Annotated in this window: 18 protein-coding genes; 10 read left to right on the forward strand and 8 right to left on the reverse strand. The window is 56.1% G+C overall.

Translation table 11 applies throughout. The annotated features are described in order from the left end of the window. The first annotated feature begins 12 nt into the window (after positions 1–12). The 3 genes from panB to panD all read left to right on the forward strand — a co-directional run bounded on the left by panB (position 13) and on the right by panD (position 2,177). Positions 13–804 (forward strand): 3-methyl-2-oxobutanoate hydroxymethyltransferase, encoded by a 792-nt coding sequence (gene panB, locus AB1287_RS20005; RefSeq protein WP_435618868.1) that lies wholly within the window; start codon positions 13–15, stop codon positions 802–804. 10 nt (positions 805–814) lie between these two features. Then, complete coding sequence (gene panC / locus AB1287_RS20010; RefSeq protein ID WP_312626185.1) at positions 815–1,666, forward strand: pantoate--beta-alanine ligase; 852 nt, start codon at positions 815–817, stop codon at positions 1,664–1,666. A gap of 130 nt (positions 1,667–1,796) precedes the next feature. Further along, positions 1,797–2,177: an aspartate 1-decarboxylase gene (gene panD, locus AB1287_RS20015; RefSeq protein ID WP_312626183.1), complete on the forward strand. Its 381-nt coding sequence runs from the start codon at positions 1,797–1,799 to the stop codon at positions 2,175–2,177. 2 nt (positions 2,178–2,179) lie between these two features. Here the strand turns inward: panD and AB1287_RS20020 are convergent, their stop codons facing one another. From AB1287_RS20020 to AB1287_RS20035, 4 genes are all read right to left on the reverse strand, one after another. Then, positions 2,180–3,427 (reverse strand): polysaccharide deacetylase family protein, encoded by a 1,248-nt coding sequence (locus AB1287_RS20020; RefSeq protein WP_312626182.1) that lies wholly within the window; start codon positions 3,425–3,427, stop codon positions 2,180–2,182. 62 nt (positions 3,428–3,489) lie between these two features. Then, on the reverse strand, positions 3,490–3,930 hold the full coding sequence (locus AB1287_RS20025; RefSeq protein ID WP_312626180.1) for a PTS sugar transporter subunit IIA: 441 nt from the start codon (positions 3,928–3,930) through the stop codon (positions 3,490–3,492). A gap of 111 nt (positions 3,931–4,041) precedes the next feature. Continuing rightward, entirely contained in the window at positions 4,042–4,812 is a 771-nt protein-coding gene (locus AB1287_RS20030) for an ABC transporter permease (RefSeq protein ID WP_312626179.1), read from the reverse strand. After that, a complete protein-coding gene (locus tag AB1287_RS20035) occupies positions 4,809–5,735 on the reverse strand; it encodes an ABC transporter ATP-binding protein (RefSeq protein WP_312626178.1) in 927 nt (308 codons plus the stop codon). The genes AB1287_RS20030 and AB1287_RS20035 overlap by 4 nt, the downstream gene beginning before the upstream one ends. A gap of 106 nt (positions 5,736–5,841) precedes the next feature. Between AB1287_RS20035 and can the strand changes: the two genes are divergently transcribed. After that, positions 5,842–6,504, forward strand: a complete 663-nt coding sequence (gene can, locus AB1287_RS20040) for a carbonate dehydratase (protein WP_312626177.1) — start codon at positions 5,842–5,844, stop codon at positions 6,502–6,504. A gap of 129 nt (positions 6,505–6,633) precedes the next feature. Here the strand turns inward: can and hpt are convergent, their stop codons facing one another. Next, positions 6,634–7,170 carry a hypoxanthine phosphoribosyltransferase gene (gene hpt, locus AB1287_RS20045; protein WP_312626176.1) on the reverse strand — a complete coding sequence of 179 codons (537 nt, stop codon included), beginning with the start codon at positions 7,168–7,170 and terminating at the stop codon, positions 6,634–6,636. A 206-nt stretch (positions 7,171–7,376) separates the two neighbouring features. On the opposite strand from hpt, the gene AB1287_RS20050 reads away from it, so the two are divergent. Continuing rightward, on the forward strand, positions 7,377–9,767 hold the full coding sequence (locus tag AB1287_RS20050) for a glucose/quinate/shikimate family membrane-bound PQQ-dependent dehydrogenase (protein ID WP_312626175.1): 2,391 nt from the start codon (positions 7,377–7,379) through the stop codon (positions 9,765–9,767). A gap of 134 nt (positions 9,768–9,901) precedes the next feature. Here AB1287_RS20050 and cueO read toward each other — a convergent pair whose 3' ends face one another. Continuing rightward, positions 9,902–11,473, reverse strand: a complete 1,572-nt coding sequence (gene cueO / locus AB1287_RS20055) for a multicopper oxidase CueO (protein WP_435618869.1) — start codon at positions 11,471–11,473, stop codon at positions 9,902–9,904. Positions 11,474–11,618: 145 nt separating this feature from the next. Here cueO and AB1287_RS20060 point away from each other — a divergent pair, with 145 nt between their 5' ends. The 3 genes from AB1287_RS20060 to speD all read left to right on the forward strand — a co-directional run bounded on the left by AB1287_RS20060 (position 11,619) and on the right by speD (position 13,732). Beyond that, positions 11,619–11,966 carry a YacC family pilotin-like protein gene (locus AB1287_RS20060; protein WP_312626173.1) on the forward strand — a complete coding sequence of 116 codons (348 nt, stop codon included), beginning with the start codon at positions 11,619–11,621 and terminating at the stop codon, positions 11,964–11,966. A 97-nt stretch (positions 11,967–12,063) separates the two neighbouring features. After that, complete coding sequence (gene speE, locus AB1287_RS20065) at positions 12,064–12,951, forward strand: polyamine aminopropyltransferase (protein WP_435618870.1); 888 nt, start codon at positions 12,064–12,066, stop codon at positions 12,949–12,951. After that, positions 12,938–13,732: an adenosylmethionine decarboxylase gene (gene speD, locus AB1287_RS20070; RefSeq protein ID WP_312626171.1), complete on the forward strand. Its 795-nt coding sequence runs from the start codon at positions 12,938–12,940 to the stop codon at positions 13,730–13,732. Before speE ends, speD begins: the two co-directional genes overlap by 14 nt. 31 nt (positions 13,733–13,763) lie before the next feature. Here speD and yacL read toward each other — a convergent pair whose 3' ends face one another. After that, positions 13,764–14,126, reverse strand: coding sequence for a protein YacL (gene yacL / locus AB1287_RS20075; RefSeq protein ID WP_435618871.1), 363 nt, complete (start codon positions 14,124–14,126; stop codon positions 13,764–13,766). 245 nt (positions 14,127–14,371) lie between these two features. Then, positions 14,372–16,969 carry a bifunctional aconitate hydratase 2/2-methylisocitrate dehydratase gene (gene acnB, locus AB1287_RS20080; RefSeq protein ID WP_312626169.1) on the reverse strand — a complete coding sequence of 866 codons (2,598 nt, stop codon included), beginning with the start codon at positions 16,967–16,969 and terminating at the stop codon, positions 14,372–14,374. Positions 16,970–17,344: 375 nt separating this feature from the next. Here acnB and AB1287_RS20085 point away from each other — a divergent pair, with 375 nt between their 5' ends. Further along, a complete protein-coding gene (locus AB1287_RS20085; protein ID WP_435618872.1) occupies positions 17,345–18,649 on the forward strand; it encodes a sensor histidine kinase in 1,305 nt (434 codons plus the stop codon). Positions 18,650–18,655: 6 nt separating this feature from the next. Then, a complete protein-coding gene (locus tag AB1287_RS20090) occupies positions 18,656–19,261 on the forward strand; it encodes a response regulator transcription factor (protein WP_435618873.1) in 606 nt (201 codons plus the stop codon). Positions 19,262–19,317: the final 56 nt, after the last annotated feature.

Here is a 19,317-nt window from a genome sequence, read left to right on the forward strand (position 1 = left end):
TCAGGAAACCCTATGAAACCTACCACCATCTCCCTGCTGCAGAAGTGCAAGCAGGAAAAGAAACGCTTCGCCACCATTACCGCCTATGACTTCAGCTTTGCGAAACTGTTCGCCGACGCCGGGATCGACGTCATGCTGGTCGGTGACTCGCTGGGTATGACCGTTCAGGGGCACGACTCAACGCTGCCAGTCACCGTTGAAGACATTGCCTACCACACTCGCGCCGTGCGTCGCGGCGCACCAAACTGTCTGCTGCTGGCTGACCTGCCGTTTATGGCCTATGCCACGCCAGAGCAGGCCTTTGAAAACGCCGCCGTCGTGATGCGTGCGGGCGCCAACATGGTGAAGCTCGAAGGCGGTGCCTGGCTTGCCCCGACCGTGAAAATGCTGGCTGAACGCGCCGTGCCGGTGTGCGGGCATCTCGGCCTGACGCCGCAGTCGGTTAACGTGTTTGGCGGTTATAAGGTTCAGGGGCGCGGCGATGCTGCACAAACCCTGTTTGACGACGCGCTGGCGCTGGAAGCCGCAGGCATTCAGCTGCTGGTACTGGAATGCGTGCCGGTCGCGCTGGCAAAACGCATTACCGAAGCGCTGAGCATTCCGGTTATCGGTATTGGTGCAGGCAACGTCACCGACGGGCAAATCCTCGTGATGCACGATGCGTTCGGCATTACCGGCGGCCATATCCCTAAATTTGCGAAAAATTTCCTGACGGATTCGGGCGACATGCGCGCCGCCGTGCGGCAGTATATTGCCGAGGTCGAATCCGGTGTCTATCCGGGCGAAGAACACAGTTTCCATTAAGGAGTTTGTTGTGCTGATTATCGAAACCCTGCCGCTGCTGCGCCAGCATATCCGTCGTCTGCGTCAGGAAGGCAAGCGCATCGCGCTGGTGCCAACCATGGGCAACCTGCACGATGGTCATATGAAGCTCGTCGATGAAGCCAAAGATCGCGCCGATGTCGTGGTCGCCAGCATCTTCGTCAACCCGATGCAGTTTGACCGCGCCGACGACCTGGCTCGCTATCCACGCACGCTGCAGGAAGACTGCGAGAAGCTGAACAAACGTAAAGTCGACTTCGTGTTTGCCCCGGCACCCGCGGATATTTACCCGCAAGGCACGGACACCCAGACCTTCGTTGACGTACCGGGCATTTCCACCATGCTGGAAGGTGCGAGCCGTCCGGGCCACTTCCGCGGCGTCTCCACCATCGTCAGCAAGCTGTTTAACCTGGTGCAGCCGGACGTCGCCTGCTTTGGTGAGAAAGACTTCCAGCAGCTGGCGCTCATCCGCAAGATGGTCGCCGATATGGGCTACGACATTGACATCGTGGGCGTGCCAACGGTACGCGCCAAAGATGGTCTGGCGCTAAGCTCCCGCAACGGCTACCTCACCAGCGATCAGCGCAAAATCGCACCGGGCCTGAGCAAGGTAATGAACGGGATTGCAGAGAAGCTCACAGCGGGTGAACGCAGCCTGGACGAGATGATTGCACTTGCCGAACAGGAACTGAACGACAAAGGTTTCCGCGCCGATGACATCCAGATTCGCGATGCCGATACCCTGCTTGAGCTGTCAGAAAGCAGCCAGCGCGCGGTGATCCTGATGGCCGCATGGCTGGGTCAGGCGCGGCTTATCGACAATAAAACCGTTGAATTAAGCTGATAGACAAAGGTTAAAAAACGGGCAATACTGCCCTGAAATATGCCCGGCGGCGCCAGCGTTTGCCGGGCCTACGTAGGCCGGGTCAGCCAGGCGCCACCCGGCGATGCATCAGGAATGTAAAGGTAAAGTTATGATTCGCACTATGCTGCAGGGCAAGCTCCACCGCGTAAAAGTCACCCATGCGGACCTGCATTATGAAGGCTCTTGCGCCATCGACCAGGATTTCCTGGATGCCTCGGGAATTCTGGAAAACGAAGCCATTGATATCTGGAATGTGAACAACGGCAAGCGTTTCTCCACTTACGCTATTGCCGCAGAGCGAGGCTCAAAAATCATCTCCGTTAACGGCGCGGCGGCACACAATGCTGACGTCGGTGACATTGTGATCATCGCAAGCTTCGTCACCATGTCCGACGCGGAAGCCCGCACCTGGCGTCCGAACGTGGCCTACTTCGAGGGCGACAACGAAATGAAACGCACCGCAAAAGCCATTCCGGTTCAGGTTGCGTAACCCTACCCCTGCGGCTGATTGCTGATCAGCCGCGACATCGTCTCTAACGAATCCGTTCTTAAGATATACAATCGCTTCAACAAGAACGGATTATCGCCCGGCGTCACCTTCCCCTTCACCGTCGTCACCGCCAGATGAAAACCGGCGTCGTTCGCCGCCTGCAGCGCCGTTGCGTTATAGCCGCCAAACGGATACGAGAGGTAAAGTACGTGCGGATTGAACTGGCTCAGCGCGCGGCGGGAATGCTCGAAATCAAACAGAATGTTGTGATAGCTGCGGCTCAGCAGAATCGGCCGACGATACGCGTCCACCCGATGCAGGAAGTGGGTATGCGACTGAATATCAAACACGTCCTGAATCTGCCGCAGCTCGGAAATACTCATGAACTGCAGCGATTTCGGATCCCACTTTTGCGGATGGCGCTTAATGCGTGACGAAATAATAAAGGCCGTCGCCTTAAAGCCGTACTCTTTCAAAACCGGATATGCATAGCGATTAACTGACTTCAGGCCATCATCAAAAGTAATCACTACGGAGCGGGCAGGCAGATTCATTTTATTACGGATATAGCCTTCCAGCTGGTACATCGACAGGGTGGTGTAGCCCTGGTCGCGCAGCCAGGTCATCTGGTTGCTGAACGCGCGCACGGAGGTGGTGGTCGAAGTATGGCGAAAACGGGTGTTCTCTTCATCGCGCAGAATGTGGTGATAGGTCAGTATCGGAATACCGTTATCAAGCTGCGCATCAAGGCTGCTGACCCACGCCAGGCGGTTGCCGATACGAATCTGAAACCAGGTCTGATTAAGCCTGTCTTTAAGCTTAGCGATCAGCGGATAACGCAGATTATCCGCCAGCATACCAAACGGCGCACTGCCCGCATTTGGAGCGTTGTAGACCGGCGTGTCGCGCCAGGTGATGAGGTTCTGATTGCTGAGCGGCTTATTCAGGTCGCCGAGGCTGTCTTCCACCCGCTGCTTGCCCTGCACCGGTTCGAGATGGCCTTTATCGATAAACCCGGTCCCGAAACCAAAGCTGAATTCGTAATAATCGGCCGCTGTGGGCACAACGGCAAGAATTTGCCCGGCACGCACGTTGCCAACGGTCACCACATTATTACCCACCTGCGCCCAAATGGTGGCATCTTCGGTGGTTTGCATATAACGAGCGGGCTGCCCGTTTTGGCTCAGCAGGCTGGCAAAGGCGCTGCCAGACATGAGGATCAGAAAGGAGAAAATAACGCGTATTAGCATGCGCTTTAACCGGTGCGATAAGTCAGCCCGTAGTGTAACAAATGTCTCATTAATACCCACGGTTAATTGGCATACAAATCATGGAGCAAGACGAAGGGCGGATTCTTTTGCTGCTGGTGCCAGAGGCTGCTGGTTTCAGGTGTTCCCTGCGCCACAATGGCATGACGAAACGCCTCGCTATTAAGGCTTTCACGGTGGGGAAGCATAGATTCAATCAACGGGTAGCTGATGCCGGAGATAACTTCACAATGAGAGTGCTTGTGGCTCAGAAGAGCAGCGACACGGTAAGGTGCATCACCCGCGCTGTCGGTGAGAAAAATCACGCCGTCGCCGCTATCGGTTTGATGCAGCGCATCGCACATCATGCGGCTAAGCATATTGGTGCTGAGACCACACCAGAAGTTTACCGCCCGACACTGCGGCAGCGGCCCATACTTTTTCTCCAGCCGATCCAGCAGCGTCTGCGCCCGATCGTCATGACAGGCAATCACCCAACCCAACATTGCTCATCTCCTTAGCAGACGAGTAGTTTAGCGGAGTGAAGGTTGAGGAGGGGTGCGATCGATCAAGTTTGGGTTAACCGGGCAGCAATACTCTGCCCGGTTAGAAGCAGATCAGCTGCGCAGGCCACGTCCACGCTGAATCAGATACCAGCACAGCGCGTAAAACGCGATGATGAACACCACCAGCACGGCCACGGTGGTAAACAGCGGCACATCGCTGATGCCGAGGAAGCCGAAGCGGAAGCCGCTTATCATGTAGACAATTGGGTTCAGGTGCGACAGCGCCTGCCAGAACGGCGGCAGCAGCGTCAGCGAGTAGAACACCCCACCGAGGTAGGTCAGCGGCGTCAGCACGAAGGTCGGGATCAGGCTGATATCATCAAACGTTTTGGCAAAGACTGCATTCAGCAGACCCGCCAGCGAGAACAGGATCGCCGTCAGCAGCAGCGTGAGGCCGACAAACAGCCAGGAGTGAACCTGGAACGGCACGAAGAACAGCGAAATCGCCGTCACCAGAATCCCCACGCACAGCCCGCGCGCCACGCCGCCGCCGACGTAACCGGCAATAACCACGTGCGTCGGCACCGGGGCCACCAACAGTTCTTCAATGTTGCGCTGGAACTTGGCGCTGAAGAAGGATGAGGCCACGTTGGCATAGGCGTTGGTGATCACCGCCATCATGATCAGACCTGGCACAATGAACTGCATGTAGGTAAAACCATGCATATCACCGATGCGTGAGCCGATCAGGTTACCAAAAATAATGAAATAGAGGGTCATGGTGATGACCGGCGGCACCAGCGTCTGAACCCAGATCCGCATAAAGCGGTTGATCTCTTTGGCCCAGATACTCTTCAGCGCCACCCAATACAGCTGCATCATGCCTGCTCTCCTGTCTTACTGTGTACCAGCGTCACGAACAGCTCTTCCAGACGGTTGGCTTTGTTACGCATACTTAATACCTGCACGCCCTGCTCGCTCAGCTGCGCAAAAACGCTGTTAATCCCCTGCTCGCGCAGCACTTCCACCTCCAGCGTCGAGGTATCAACCAGACGATACTGATAACCTTCAAGCTTCGGCAGCGGGCTTTTCGCCGCCAGATCGAGAATGAACGTCTCTGACTTCAGCTTCGACAGCAGATTTTTCATCGAGGTGTTTTCCACCAGTTCACCGTGCTGAATAATGCCGATATTACGGCACAGCATTTCAGCTTCTTCCAGATAGTGGGTGGTCAGAATAATGGTGGTGCCTTTATCGTTGAGATCCTTCAGGAAGCCCCACATCGAACGGCGCAGCTCGATATCCACGCCTGCGGTTGGTTCATCCAGAATTAACAGCTTTGGCTCATGCATCAGCGCACGAGCGATCATCAGACGACGCTTCATCCCACCGGATAACATGCGCGCACGTTCGTTACGCTTTTCCCACAGATCGAGCTGCTTCAGGTATTTTTCGCTACGGGCAATCGCCTCTTTGCGCTCTACGCCGTAGTAGCCCGCCTGGTTCACCACAATCTGCTGGACGGTTTCAAACGGGTTGAAGTTGAACTCCTGTGGCACCAGCCCGAGCTGACGCTTAGCGTTCACAACGTCTTTTTCAAGGTCATAGCCGAAGACGTTCACCTGACCGGAGGTTTTATTCACCAGCGAGCTGATAATGCCGATAGTGGTGGATTTCCCTGCGCCGTTTGGCCCGAGCAGGGCATAAAAATCCCCTGCCTCGACCGTCAGGTCGATACCGCGCAGCGCCTGAACGCCGCCCGGATAGGTCTTCTTCAGCTGTTTCAATTCAAGTGCAATGGTCATTCATTTTCTCTTTTTAAAATCTTGAAATCGAAGTGTGGTTTTAAATAAAGCCCAGTTGACCTATATTAGCGCAACGCACTTACAGGGTTACAGGTCATTAGCCTCCATGAACGACATAGATACACTCATCAGCAATAATGCACTATGGTCAAAAATGCTGGTGGAAGAGGATCCCGGTTTTTTTGAGAAACTGTCTCAGGCACAGAAACCGCGTTTTCTATGGATTGGCTGCTCTGACAGTCGCGTTCCGGCAGAACGCCTGACCGGCCTGGAGCCGGGCGAGCTCTTTGTTCACCGCAACGTGGCCAACCTGGTGGTTCACACTGATTTAAATTGCCTCTCCGTCGTGCAGTATGCGGTGGACGTCCTGGAAGTCGAACACATCATCATCTGTGGTCACTACGGCTGCGGTGGCGTGCAGGCGGCGGTTGAAAACCCGGAGATGGGCCTTATCAACAACTGGCTACTGCACATCCGTGACATCTGGTTTAAGCACAGCTCACTGCTCGGCGAAATGCCCCAGGAGCGGCGCATGGACACGCTCTGCGAGCTGAACGTGATGGAGCAGGTTTATAACCTCGGTCATTCAACGATTATGCAGTCAGCGTGGAAACGCGGGCAGAAAGTGACGATTCACGGCTGGGCGTATGGCATCCATGATGGGCTGCTTCGCGATCTCGACGTGACCGCCACCAACCGCGAAAGCCTGGAACAGGGTTACCGCAAAGGCATCTCCAACCTGCACACTCGCCACGTCAATCACAAATAACATCTGTAAAAAAGCCGGGTGGCGGAGGTAAATGCAAAACGGCGCTAATAAGGCGCCGTTTTTTTATGTTTGCACCCTCTCCCGTGGGAGAGGGTTGGGGAGAGGGCATCAAGCCGCACCCTGCCCAATTTACTCGTCCAGCAGCACCACTTTGCCGACATACGGCAGATGGCGATAGCGCTGTGCGTAGTCAATGCCGTAACCCACAACAAATTCATCCGGAATCGAGAAGCCAACAAACTCAACCGGCACCTCAACTTCACGGCGGGTCGGTTTATCCAGCAGCGTACAAATCGCCAGTGATTTAGGCTCACGCAGGCTCAGGATTTCGCGCACTTTAGAGAGCGTATTGCCGGAGTCGATGATGTCTTCGACGATCAGCACGTCTTTGCCGCGAATGTCTTCATCCAGATCTTTCAGGATTTTCACATCACGGGTGGTCGACATACCGCTGCCGTAGCTGGACGCCGTCATAAAATCGACTTCGTGGGAGACGTGCACTTCACGGCACAGGTCTGCCATAAACATGAATGAGCCGCGCAGCAGGCCAACCAGCACCATGTCGCTGCCGCTGTCCTGATAATGTTCGGTAATTTGACGGCCCAATTCGGCGATTCGCGCTTTGATCTCCGCTTCCGGGATCATCACTTCAACAGTATGTTTCATTTAACTAACCATCTGATTTCAGAGATAAATCTCTCAACCACACGTACCTCAGCACGCGCCGTTGATCGGCAAGCCACGCAGTATACCAGTAAAACACTTTTTCGGGGGTATGAGATAAGAAAGCAAGATTTGTGATTCCGATCACACTTGTTAAATCCTATACTTAATTGCTATTAAAAAATTAACGACTTATAGGTGTGCTTTCTATGGCAGAAACAAAACCACAACAGACCGGGCTTCTGGTGAAGCTGACGGCGCTGTTTGCAGCCTTCTGCGGGCTGTATCTGTTAATTGGCGGAGTCTGGCTCGTCTCGCTGGGCGGCTCCTGGTATTACCCCATTGCCGGGATTGTGATGCTGGCCGTCACCGCAATGCTGTGGCGCGGTAAGCGCGCGGCGCTGTGGCTGTATGCGCTGGTGCTGCTGGCGACCATGATTTGGGGCGTCTGGGAAGTCGGCTTCGACTTCTGGGCGCTGACGCCGCGCAGCGATATCCTCGTCTTCTTCGGCATCTGGCTTATCCTGCCGTTCGTCTGGCGTCGTCTGATTGTGCCTTCATCCGGGGCGGTTGCCGCGCTGGTGGTGGTGCTGTTAGTCAGCGCAGGGATTCTGACCTGGGCAGGCTTCCACGACCCGCAGGAAATCAACGGCACGCTGAGCACGGAAGTGACGCCAGCGGCTCCGATTTCCCAGGTTGCCGATCAGGACTGGCCAGCATATGGCCGTAACCAGGAAGGTCAGCGCTGGTCACCGCTGAAGCAGATCAACGCCGATAACGTTCATCAGCTGAAAGAGGCCTGGGTCTTCCGCACCGGTGACCTTAAGCAGCCGAACGATCCGGGTGAAATCACCAACGAAGTCACGCCAATTAAAGTTGGCAACATGCTCTATCTCTGCTCCGCGCACCAGCGTCTGTTCGCGCTTGATGCCGCGACCGGCAAAGAGAAATGGCACTTCGATCCGCAGCTCAACACCAACACCTTCTTCCAGCACGTGACCTGCCGCGGCGTGTCTTATCACGAAGCCAAAGCAGACAGCGCGCCTGCTGACGTCGTCGCCGACTGCCCGCGCCGCATCCTGCTGCCGGTGAACGATGGTCGTCTGTTTGCACTGAATGCCGATACCGGCAAGCTGTGCGAAACCTTCGGCAACAAAGGCGTGCTGAACCTGCAAACTAATCAGCCAGTGACCACGCCGGGCATGTACGAGCCGACATCACCGCCGATTGTGACCGACAAAATCATCGTGATTGCCGGTTCCGTGACGGATAACTTCTCCACGCGTGAAGCATCCGGCGTCATTCGCGGCTTCGACGTCAACACCGGTAAGCTGCTGTGGGCCTTCGATCCGGGCGCAAAAGATCCGAATGCCATTCCAAATGACGAACACAAGTTCAGCCTGAACTCGCCGAACTCCTGGGCGCCTGCCGCCTATGACGCGAAGCTGGATCTGGTGTATCTGCCAATGGGCGTCACCACACCGGATATCTGGGGTGGCAACCGCACACCAGAACAGGAACGCTATGCCAGCTCGATTGTGGCGCTGAATGCAACCACCGGGAAACTGGCCTGGAGCTATCAGAGCGTTCATCACGATCTGTGGGACATGGACCAGCCTGCCCAGCCGACGCTGGCGGACATCACCGTTGACGGTAAAACCGTGCCGGTGGTCTACGCACCGGCGAAAACCGGTAACATCTTCGTGCTGGATCGCCGTAACGGACAGTTGGTGGTACCTGCTCCTGAAAAACCGGTACCGCAGGGTGCCGCCAAAGGCGACCGTCTGAGCCCGACTCAACCGTTCTCCGATCTGAGCTTCCGTCCGAAGAAAGATCTGACCGGGGCAGACATGTGGGGCGCCACCATGTTTGACCAGCTGGTGTGCCGCGTGATGTTCCATCAACTGCGCTACGAGGGCATCTTCACGCCACCGTCTGAGCAAGGCACGCTGGTGTTCCCGGGTAACCTGGGGATGTTCGAATGGGGCGGGATTTCTGTCGATCCGAACCGTCAGGTGGCGATTGCCAACCCGATTGCCCTGCCGTTCGTATCACGCCTGATCCCACGCGGCCCGGGTAACCCAATTGAGCCGCCGAAAGACGCCAAAGGTTCAGGTACTGAAACCGGCATTCAGCCACAGTACGGCGTGCCGTATGGCGTGACGCTGAACCCGTTCCTGTCACCGTTTGGCCTGCCGTGTAAACAGCCGGGCTGGGGTTATATCTCCGCGCTGGATCTGAAAACCAACCAGATTGCCTGGAAAAAACGTATCGGTACGCCGCAGGACAGCCTGCCGTTCCCGATGCCGTTTAAGCTGCCGTTCAATCTGGGGATGCCAATGCTGGGTGGCCCGATTTCCACTGCCGGCAACGTACTGTTTGTAGCGGCAACTGCGGATAACTACCTGCGTGCTTACAACATGACCAACGGCGACAAGCTGTGGGAAGGTCGTCTGCCTGCCGGTGGCCAGGCAACGCCGATGACGTATGAAGTGAACGGCAAACAGTACGTAGTCATCTCCGCAGGTGGTCATGGTTCGTTTGGCACGAAGATGGGCGACTATATCGTGGCTTATGCTTTGCCGGACGACGCTAAGTAACTAAAATGCCCGGTGGCAAGGTAAAATCAAAACGGCAACCTCGGTTGCCGTTTTTAATGTTTGCTCCCCTCTCCACGTGGGAGAGGGAATCAAATCGTAGGCCGGGTAAGGCGAAAGCCGCACCCGGCATTTTTTTATACCGTAAAGCCCAGCATCATCCCGGTATCTTCGTGCTCGAGCAGATGGCAGTGCGCCATATACATGTGCTCTTTCGCGGCTTCGTGGTCAAACTTCACCAACACTTCGCTGACGGCGCCTTCCACCCTGACCGTATCCTTCCATCCTGCACGATGCGCGGCTGGCGGCTTGCCGTTCTCGGATAAAATACGGAACTGCGTGCCGTGGATATGGAACGGATGCAGCATCATGTCGCCCTCGCCTGAAATCGTCCAGCGTTCGAACTGTCCGCGGCTGGCGGCAAACATCGGCTGATTCATATCAAAGGCCTGACCGTTGATCATATTGGCATTATGGAAATCAAAGCCTTTGCCGCCGTGATTCATATGGCCCATGCTGCCGTGATCCATATTGCCCATCTTCATGTCGCCGTGGCCCATGCTGCCGTGGTCCATGCCGCCCATCGCCTGCTTGCCGTATTTTTTCATCAGCGCCTGCATGCCCATCATGTCGAGCATGGGGTCCATGGAGAGCTGAAACTTACGCTGCGTTAAGCCATCGAGGGAAGGCAGTACCGGCAGGCTAGCCAGCGAATCAGGGAGCTCAGCGGAACCCGGGATCGCCAGCGGCTGAATACGCATCACCGGATGCGTTTTATCAAACGGTGCCACCGCCATGCCCATCTGATTGACCGGCAGCATAACGAGGTCAAACGCTTTGCCATCGCTGGTATCCACCAGCACTTCGAAGCGTTCACCCATCAGCATCGGCAACTCGGTCACTTTAACGGGCTCAGCGAGCAAGCCACCGTCGCTGGCAATCACGTACAGCGGACGGTTATCGCTGGCTGCCAGATTCAGAGAACGCGCGTTACAGCCGTTCAGCAGGCGTAAGCGTAGCCAGCCTTTGGGTACCGCATGCTGCGGATAAATCGCGCCATTGGTCAGCAGCGTATCGCCAAACCAGCCTACCGCTGCGCTCATCACATCCAGCTGATAATCGATTTCGCCGTCGGCGCTAAACCGCTTGTCCTGAATAATGACCGGCACATCGTCGATGCCCCACTGCTTAGGCAGCAGCAGCTTGTGGATCTGCGGGTCTTCGATTAATACCAGACCTGCCAGCCCCATCGCTACCTGGTGCCCGATTTTCCCGTGCTGGTGAGGATGGAACCAGCAGGTTGCGGCCTGTTGCGTAGGGGTGAACGTCACGGTACGCGTAGCGCCGGGTTTAATGACCCCCTGCGGACCGCCGTCGACCTCACCCGGAATCTCCAGACCGTGCCAGTGCACAGTTGTCTCTTCAGAGAGCTGATTGTGAATATCGACGGTAACCGCTTTCCCTTGTTGCAGCTGCAATGCCGGACCAAGCAAATTGCCGTTATAGCCCCAGGTTGCAGCGTTATGCGGGCCAAACTGCGTTTTACCGCTTTGCACCGTCAACGCGATACGGCTCCGGGAATCCGCTGTTAACAAATTGGGGACAGGTAAGGCCGGGCGATCGGCGGCCAGCACGCCACGACTCCATAACGGTAAGGCGCTGGCGACCCCCACGGCGGTAGCTAATTTGATAAATTCACGACGTTGCATCTGCACTCCCTTTTCGACGACTGGTGATTAATTGAGCTTAAACCTTTCCCTTACCGGAAGGTCAAGCATAATCCCTTTAATAAAGCCCTGCGCACCTCTAAGAAGTGTGCTAACGTTGAATTTCGTGGATGCATTGGTAACTAAAATGAAGACGTTATTCAGAATTGTGGTACTTGGATCGCTGCTTGCTCTTTCCTCTAACAGCTACGCACTGAGCGAATCCGAGGCCGAAGATATGGCCGATCTGACGGCGGTATTTGTCTTTCTGAAAAACGACTGTGGTTACCAGAATTTGCCGAACCAGCAGATTCGCCGCGCTTTGGTCTTTTTTGCCCAGCAAAATCAGTGGGATCTCAGCAACTACGACACCTTTAACATGAAAGCGCTCGGTGAAGACAGCTACCGTGATTTGAGCGGCATTCGCATTCCCACCTCCAAAAAATGCAAAGCGCTGGCTCGCGATTCCCTGAGCCTGCTCGCCTACGTCAAGTAAGACCTTCTGCTGAAATAACGACCGTGCATCGCCGGTCATTGTTAGCTATGATGTTGCGCCCATTTTAAAGGGGTGTTAACGAAGGAGGGTTCAGCCCATGGCCGATAACAAGGTGTGGCATGAAACGCTGCACGACCAGTTTGGTCAGTACTTTGCCGTTGAAAACGTGCTCTATCACGAGAAAACGGATCACCAGGATCTCATCATCTTTGAGAACGCCGCCTTTGGCCGCGTGATGGCACTCGACGGCGTGGTGCAAACCACCGAGCGCGATGAGTTTATCTACCACGAGATGATGACCCACGTTCCCCTGCTGGCTCACGGCCACGCAAAACACGTGCTGATCATCGGCGGCGGCGACGGCGCGATGCTGCGCGAAGTCAGCCGTCATAAGAGCATTGAAACCATCACGATGGTGGAAATCGATGCGGGCGTGGTGTCATTCTGCCGCCAGTATCTTCCCAACCACAGCGCGGGCAGCTACGACGATCCGCGCTTCACGTTGGTTATCGACGACGGCGTTAATTTTGTCAGCCAGACAACGCAAACGTTTGATGTGATCATCTCCGACTGTACCGATCCGATTGGTCCAGGCGAAAGCCTGTTCACCTCAGCATTTTATGAGGGCTGCAAACGCTGCCTGAATCCTGGCGGCATTTTCGTCGCACAGAACGGAGTTTGCTTCCTGCAGCAGGATGAAGCGCTCGACAGCCATCGCAAGCTCAGCCACTACTTTGGCGATGTAAGCTTCTATCAGGCGGCTATCCCGACCTATTACGGCGGCATCATGACCTTCGCCTGGGCGACGGATAACGAAGCACTGCGCCACCTCTCGGCCGAAATCATTCAGGCACGCTTCCGCCAGGCCGGACTGATCTGCCGCTACTACAACCCGGCTATTCACACCGCGGCCTTTGCGCTCCCGCAATACCTGCAGAACGCGCTCTCTGCAACGCAGGAGGTGAACCCAATTGAAAAAGCTTAAGCTGCACGGCTTTAACAACCTGACCAAAAGCCTGAGTTTTTGTATTTACGATATCTGCTACGTGAAAACGGCAGAAGAGCGCGATGGCTACATCGCCTATATCGATGAACTCTACAATGCCAACCGTCTGACGGAGATCCTGTCAGAAACCTGTTCTATTATCGGCGCGAATATTCTCAACATCGCGCGCCAGGATTACGAGCCGCAGGGCGCAAGCGTCACCATTCTGGTGAGCGAAGAGCCAGTTGACCCCAAACTTATCGATCCTTCCGAGCACCCCGGTCCGCTGCCGGAAGCGGTGGTCGCCCATCTCGATAAAAGCCATATCTGCGTACACACCTATCCGGAGAGTCATCCGGAAGGCGGCCTGTGTACCTTCCGCGCCGATATTGAAGTCTCGACCTGCGGGGTGATTTCTCCGCTCAACGCGCTGAACTATCTTATCCACCAGTTGGAGTCCGATATCGTGACCGTCGACTACCGCGTGCGTGGCTTTACCCGCGATGTGAACGGTATGAAGCACTTTATCGACCACGAAATTAACTCCATTCAAAATTTTATGTCGGACGACATGAAAGCGCTGTATGACATGATGGATGTGAACGTCTATCAGGAAAACATCTTCCACACCAAGATGTTACTTAAGGAATTCGACCTGAAGCACTACATGTTCCACACCCGGCCGGAAGATTTAAGCGAAGCCGAACGCCAGGCCATCGCTGACCTGCTGTGGAAAGAGATGCGTGAGATTTACTACGGCCGCAATATTCCGGCCGTATAAGTTTTCGGGGAGCAGGGAAGCTCCCGCCAGGTTACTTCTGCTGCATAAAGGCGCGGTACGCCGTTACAACCTGAAGGAAGTCCTCCACGCCGCACATTGACAGGCTTTCCTCGTCGTAATAGCTCATGCCCTCTTCCATTTCATCACCGGAAAACGCCAGCTGATTGGCGCGAACCATCACTTCTTCGCCGTCCATCCAGACCGTGTATTCGTGGCCCGAGCGCTGCCATGAGTTTTCGGTGCCCTTTACCGTCTGCGCCGCCGCTTCCACTTCATCGAGCAGCGCGAGGTTCTCTCTTACTTCTTCGTTAAACCAGTGCCCAACCGCTTCGTGGCCCATCGACATACGCACTTTCACCACCCCGGTGATGTCGCGCAGAAATTCGTAATCCATGGTGTTTTCCTCTGCAAAGCCATTGCCGTAATTATCGCAGTTGGCGGAGAGAAAAAAAGCGGGACGGGTGTCAGGAGTGGAAAATAAAAACCCCGAATGACAGGTTCGGGGTTTTGTAGGCCGGGTAAGCACGCTGCCACCCGGCAAAAAAGGAGATGTGCGGCCTGATGCCCTCACCCCAGCCCTCTCTCACAGGGAGAGGGTGCAAACACTTAAAACCGTCTCCATAGAGACGGTTTTGCAGTTTATACAGCCGTCTGGAAAATCACGCCGTCGGCTTTCTCGGTGTACTGAGAGAGCTGGTCGAAATTCAGATAGCGGTAGGTGTCAGCTGCGGTTTTATCAACCTGCGCCACAAACGTCTGGTACTCTTCCGGCGTTGGCAGTTTGCCAATCAGCGCCGCAACGGCCGCCAGCTCCGCAGAAGCGAGGTAGACGTTCGCGCCAGTACCGAGACGGTTCGGGAAGTTACGGGTTGAAGTGGACACCACCGTCGCACCGTCTGCCACACGAGCCTGGTTACCCATGCACAGGGAGCAGCCCGGGATCTCAATACGCGCACCGCTCTTACCGAAGACGCTGTAGTAGCCCTCCTCCGTCAGCTGTGCCGCATCCATACGGGTTGGCGGAGCCACCCACAGACGCGTCGGCAGCTGGCCTTTGTGCGTATCCAGCAGTTTACCGGCGGCACGGAAGTGGCCAATGTTGGTCATGCAGGAACCGATGAACACTTCGTCGATCTTGTCGCCCTGCACGTCAGACAGCAGACGCGCGTCGTCCGGATCGTTCGGCGCACAAAGGATTGGCTCTTTGATATCCGCCAGATCGATGTCGATCACCGCCGCGTACTCCGCGTCAGCATCGGCTTCCAGCAGCTGCGGATCCGCCAGCCATTTTTCCATGCCCTGGATACGGCGCTCCAGCGTGCGGCGGTCGCCGTAGCCTTCAGCAATCATCCACTTCAGCAGCACGATGTTAGAGTTCAGGTACTCTTCAATCGGCGCCTGATTCAGCTTGATGGTACAGCCCGCAGCAGAACGCTCGGCGGACGCATCAGTCAGTTCGAACGCCTGCTCAACTTTCAGATCCGGCAGACCTTCAATTTCCAGAATGCGGCCAGAGAAGATGTTCTTCTTACCTTTCTTCTCAACGGTCAGCAGACCCTGCTTAATGGCGTACAGCGGAATGGCGTGAACCAGATCGCGCAGGGTGATGCCCGGCTGCATTTTGCCTTTGAAGCGCACCAGCACGGATTCCGGCATATCGAGCGGCATCACGCCAGTCGCAGCGGCAAACGCCACCAGGCCAGACCCCGCCGGGAAGGAGATGCCGATTGGGAAACGGGTATGAGAGTCACCGCCGGTGCCAACGGTATCCGGCAGCAGCATACGGTTCAGCCAGGAGTGGATGACGCCATCGCCAGGACGCAGAGAAACACCGCCGCGGTTCATGATGAAATCAGGCAACGTATGATGCGTGGTTACGTCAACCGGCTTCGGATACGCCGCAGTATGGCAGAAGGACTGCATCACCAGATCAGAAGAGAAGCCCAGGCAGGCCAGGTCTTTCAGTTCATCACGGGTCATTGGGCCAGTGGTGTCCTGAGAACCCACGGAGGTCATCTTCGGCTCACAGTAGGCACCCGGACGGATACCCGCCACGCCGCAGGCGCGACCAACCATTTTCTGAGCCAGAGAGAAGCCGCGGCTGCTTTCTGCCACGTCTTTCGCCTGACGGAAAACATCGCTGTGCGGCAGGCCCAGCGCTTCACGCGCTTTGGTCGTCAGGCCACGGCCGATAATCAGCGGAATACGGCCACCGGCGCGCACTTCGTCGATCAGCACGTCGGTTTTCAGCTCAAAGCTTGCCAGCAGCTCATTGGTTTCGTGGTTACGTACTTCTCCTTTGAACGGATAGACGTCAATGACGTCGCCCATGTTCAGGTTGTTCACGTCCACTTCAATTGGCAGTGCGCCCGCATCTTCCATGGTGTTAAAGAAGATGGGTGCAATTTTCCCGCCCAGGCACAGGCCGCCGCCGCGCTTGTTCGGCACGTGCGGAATATCATCGCCCATGAACCACAGCACGGAGTTAGTGGCAGATTTACGCGAAGAACCGGTGCCAACCACGTCGCCCACATACGCCAGAGGGAAGCCTTTTTTCTGCAGCGCTTCGATCTGTTTGATTGGGCCAACAACGCCCGGCTGATCCGGCTCAATGCCTTCGCGGGCGTTTTTCAACATTGCCAGCGCGTGCAGAGGGATATCAGGACGAGACCACGCATCCGGCGCCGGGGAGAGGTCATCCGTGTTAGTTTCGCCGGTGACTTTGAAGACGGTGACGGTCATTTTTTCAGCGAGCGCTGGACGGTTCAGGAACCACTCAGCATCGGCCCAGGACTGCATCACCTGCTTCGCGTAGGCGTTGCCCGCTTTGGCTTTCTCTTCCACATCATAGAAGTTGTCAAACATCAGCAGGGTATGGGACAGCGCTTTGGCGGCAATCGGTGCCAGCTTCTCGTTATCCAGCGCGTCAATCAGCGGATGAATATTGTAGCCCCCCTGCATGGTACCCAGCAGTTCGATAGCTTTTTCAGGGGTAACCAGTGGGGAGGTGGCGTCGCCTTTGGCGACAGCGGCAAGGAATCCGGCTTTCACGTAGGCGGCTTCGTCTACGCCCGGCGGTACACGATTAATTAACAGGTCTAACAGGAATTCTTCTTCGCCCGCAGGCGGTGCTTTCAGCAGCTCAACCAGTGCGGCCATTTGGGTTGCATCTAACGGTTTTGCAACAATCCCCTCGGCGGCACGCTCAGCTACGTGCTTACGGTATTCTTCTAGCACGACGGTTCTCCTCGCTCTCATTGTCATATGCGGCCGGCGTTCTCTTCACGCTCCTGTGAGACAGCAGTTTGTAGGGTACATGCCCGATACCGCGTCGGGCAGCATAGCAGGATTTCCGGGGGGTGTTAATCTGTTTACAAAAAAGCAACATTAAAATTTTGCTGAATCGTTAAGGACAGCATAAAGCCGTTTCAAACCTACTTTCTGGACACAATAATCTCACCTGGTTACGCACCTTATCTCGCACTGCTTTGCGGTGCCGGATTGCTGCTGGCAACCCTCTCATCCTCCCTCTTCATAAACTTTCCTGCTGACGAGCGCCCCCTCACTCTGTGATACTGGCACGCTTGTGGACAGTAAAAGGGTGAGTGCAGGATGACAACAAAACGCGCGTTTCTTCTGCGTGGCCTGGCGACCTGGCTGGTCGTCAGCCTGTTGTGCTGCGCCCTGCTCTACGCCGAACAGATCCGCCGTCAGTACTGGCAGTTTGACCGCGCCTTCACCTCGTTGTTTAGTACCATCAATACCGCACTAACTCAGAATGAGTCGGTCATTCCTGTTCTCAGCGGTGATGACGATCTGGCGCGACTGCAACAAAAGTTCCCGCAAATTCAGGCGCTGGAGAAAACCATCGCCCTCCCTCTGAATGCGCCGCGCGTGGAGAAGCTCTCACCGACAAGCTACTGGCTGTACAATCCTTACCGCCAGATTCGGGTACGTATCAACCTTGCCCCCTTCCTGTACTCAGCTTCACATTTTTCAACCGTGCGCCTCAGCATGACAACGCCATCAGCGCTGCAACAGGAGCGCTGGCACTGGACGCGGCAATTTCAGCAGCACTTTCAGCCCTTTACCCTGCAGGCGAACGCCACGCCGCAGTGGTTTGCTGTCGCCTGGCTACCCCATCTGCTTATCGCCCTCGGCTGGGGAGTTATTGTCTGCCTGCTGATGCTCACGCTTTGGGGGCGCAAGCAGCAGCAATCTGACCGCCAGCGGGCCGATTATTATCAGCATGCCCGGCTGAACACGCTCGGCGAAATGGCCGCAGGCGTCGTGCATGAAATCAACCAGCCGCTGACGGCCACGCAGATGTGGCTGCAGGGCGGCATGCGTCAGCTCGATAACGGGAAATCAGAAGAAGTCAGGCACGCAATGCGCTCGGCCCTCACGCAGACCCAGAGAATCAGCGAGCTACTGACCCGCTTTCGCGCCCACCTGAGCCAGGAGGACGTGACGCTCACAGCGGTGAACCTGCCGCAAAGCTGGCTGCGCGTCGGCAATTTGCTGGAGCACGAGCCTGGCACAAAACTTATCCGCATCACCCACGCCTTCCAGGCGCTTGAGATCCGGGCAGACCACCTGTGGCTTGAACAGGTGCTGCACAATTTACTCAACAACGCGATTCAGGCACAGCTTTCGCGCGGAAAAGGCTGGGTCCACATTACCAGCGAGGCGGAAGGCGATCGGGTTCGCGTCACGCTCACCGATGGCGGTCCGGGATTCAGCCCGGAGGCGCTGAAGCTCGCTCTGATGCCGCTCTACACGGAGCGAGAAGGCGGGCTGGGGCTGGGACTCACGCTTTGTGAATCGCTGATGACGCGCATGAACGGCAGCCTGCAGCTGGGGAACAGGCCAGACGGCGGCGCGGAAATCAACCTGTGGTTTATTCGGGAGAGGTAATCAGACATGGACAACACTATCTACATCATTGACGACGACGCCTCGATTCGCGAGTCGCTGACGTTTCTCTTCTCTACGCTAAGCTGGCCGGTAGAGAACTTCGCGTCCATCGACGCATTCGCCACCGTTCACGCACCTGAAGCGCAGTTAACCGGCTGCCTGCTGCTGGACATGAGAATGCCGGGCAGCAGCGGGCTGACCTGGCTTGAAAACAACAGCGCCTCGCACCCTTTGCTACCGGTGGTGATGATGACGGGACACGGTTCTGTCGACGCCTGCCGTCGGGCCTTCCATCACGGGGTGTTTGAGTTTTTCACCAAACCCCTGGATGCCGATCGTCTTATCGAAACGGTGCATGCTGCCTTTGCTGAAAGTGGGACACGCCAGCGACGCTGGCAGGCGCATCTGCACGCTAAGCAACTCTTCGCCCAGCTGACCGCAAGGGAAACAGACGTACTGCAGGAGCTGATGACCGGCGCAAGCAACAAAGAGGTTGCAACACGCCTGGCTCTGTCCGCACGCACCGTGGAAGCACATCGAGCCGCTATTTTAAGCAAGCTTGGCGTCAGCAGCCTGGTACAGGCCATCCGCGAATATGACAAGCTGCACTAAGTAGAATTACCTGGACGACTGCGTAATCGTGCGAATTACGCTTCCTGCCTGGCCTT

The sequence above is a fragment of the Scandinavium sp. UTDF21-P1B genome (assembly GCF_040750395.1).
Taxonomy (GTDB): Bacteria; Pseudomonadota; Gammaproteobacteria; order Enterobacterales; family Enterobacteriaceae; genus Scandinavium.